The organism is Psychrobacter sp. T6-1, from assembly GCF_052258445.1.
In genome coordinates, this window is the sequence record NZ_JBQQFC010000360.1 from 1 (window position 1) to 2,191 (window position 2,191).

Annotated in this window: 2 protein-coding genes; both read right to left on the reverse strand. The window is 47.5% G+C overall.

Going from position 1 to position 2,191, the window contains the following annotated elements; genetic code table 11:
- Positions 1-878, reverse strand: an 878-nt coding sequence (gene ppk2, locus ACTXGO_RS12750; RefSeq protein WP_443574793.1) for a polyphosphate kinase 2, incomplete at its 3' end; no start/stop codon positions are given.
- A gap of 230 nt (positions 879-1,108) precedes the next feature.
- On the reverse strand, positions 1,109-2,191 hold a 1,083-nt coding region (locus ACTXGO_RS12755), incomplete at its 5' end, for an acetyl-CoA C-acetyltransferase (RefSeq protein WP_443574794.1).

The following is a 2,191-nucleotide window of genomic DNA, read 5'->3' on the forward strand; positions in this document are numbered from 1 at the left end:
CAATTAAGGCGTGCACGCTTTTTACTGTTGCCTTCAACCACCCACCACGGTGCCTCTGGTATATGGGTACGTTCAAACATCGTCTCTTTCGCTTTGGTATAATCCTCCCAGCGCCGGCGCGATTCCAAATCCATTGGTGAGAGCTTCCATTGCTTAAGCGGATCATGGATACGGCTCATAAAGCGCGAGTGCTGCTCATCGTCAGTAATCGAAAACCAGTATTTGACCAGACGTATCCCTGAGCGTACTAGCATACGCTCAAACTCAGGTACCGATTGAAAAAACTCCTCATACTGCGCGTCCGTACAAAACCCCATGACTCGCTCAACGCCGACGCGGTTATACCAGCTGCGATCAAATAATACAATTTCCCCAGCAGCGGGCAGGTGTGCTACATAGCGCTGAAAGTACCACTGCGTTTGCTCACGTTCAGTTGGCGCTGGCAGAGCAGCGACTCGGCAGACCCTCGGATTAAGACGCTGAGTAATACGTTTAATCGCGCCGCCTTTACCCGCCGAATCGCGCCCTTCAAATATCACCACGATGCGCTCACCGCGATCAACCGTCCAATCTTGTAGTTTGATCAGTTCGCGCTGCAGGCGTACTAATTCTTGAAAATACAGGCGACGATCGAGCCTGTCTTGATCGCTCATCTCAAAGCCATCAAAACGAAAATCACGCATATAGTCATCGATTTCGTTCTCAACCTCCTCATCATAGGTGTCGATTAAGTCTTCGTGCATTTTGCGCCGCAGCTCATCATTGAACACCTCTTTGTCCATACGCTCGATAAAGTTGTCTTGCTCAGCGTGACTTAGCTCATCTTGCTCTTGCGTCGTTAGCGATTTTGGGTCGATTGCTGAGGGTATTTTCGCCATTATTATTTACTCCTTTATAGCGCTTTATTATCTTATGCTAAAAGATCATCGTCTTGATTTACTCTAGCATATCTATCAACAAAATTTTAAACAGGCTACGATTTGCTACTTGTTGCTTTGACGTTGTAGTCACCCTATTTTGTAATATATATTTTAGACAAAAAAATACCCTCCAAAGTATTGAAGGGTAATTTAAAATCTAACAGTGCTTTATTAACTTAAAGAGTAACTTACTTCTCTAAGATACAAGTCACACCTTGACCACCAGCAGCGCAGATTGAGATTAGCGCGCGGCCTGAGCCTTTTTGATCAAGCAGTTTGGCAGCAGTGGCTAAGATACGACCACCAGTTGCAGCAAACGGGTGACCGGCGGCGAGTGATGAGCCGTTGACATTGAGCTTACTACGATCGATTGACCCTAGTGGTGCGTCTAGTCCTAAGCGCTCTTTACAGAAGCTCTCATCTTCCCAAGCCGCTAGCGTTGAGAGTACTTGCGAGGCAAAGGCTTCATGAATCTCATAAAAGTCAAAGTCTTGTAAGCTAAGATTTGCACGCTCAAGCATACGCGGTACGGCATACGCTGGCGCCATCAGTAAGCCCTCTGTCGTGCCTGACTTACCAATAAAATCAACGGCAGCAGTCTCTTGATGAACGATATAAGCCAAAGTCTTAAGACCGTGCTCTTTTGCCCACTCATCGTTAGCTAGCAGTACACATGAGGCGCCATCAGTCAGCGGAGTTGAGTTGGCAGCAGTCATTGTCGGGTTGGCGTTTCTTTTGCCAAATACAGGCTTGAGCTTGGCCAATTTTTCTTTAGTGGTGTCAGGACGCAAGTTATTATCGCGAGTCAGACCTTTATACGGGGTGATCAAATCATCAAAGAAACCGTCGTCATAAGCGCGGGCAAGGTTTTGATGGCTGTTAAAGGCCAGCTCGTCTTGGGCTTCGCGGCTGATGTTCCACTCAAGGGTAGTGATCGCTTGGTGCTCGCCCATAGATAAACCCGTACGCGGCTCACCATTTTGCGGCGCATCGATCAAGTCTTTTGGATTTAGACCCATCAAGGCCTTTAAACGCTGCTTGTTGTTTTTGGCTGCGCCTAATTTGATCATGACTTTACGTAAGCCATCACCGATAGCGATAGGTGCGTCTGATGTGGTATCCACGCCGCCGATAATCGCAGAGTCAATAAGACCCAAAGCGATTTTGTTCGCTGAAGCAAAAGTCGCTTGTAAGCCAGTACCACAAGCTTGCGAGATATCATATGATGGTGTGTGCGGATCAAGCGCTGTGTTAAGGACAGATTCGCGCGT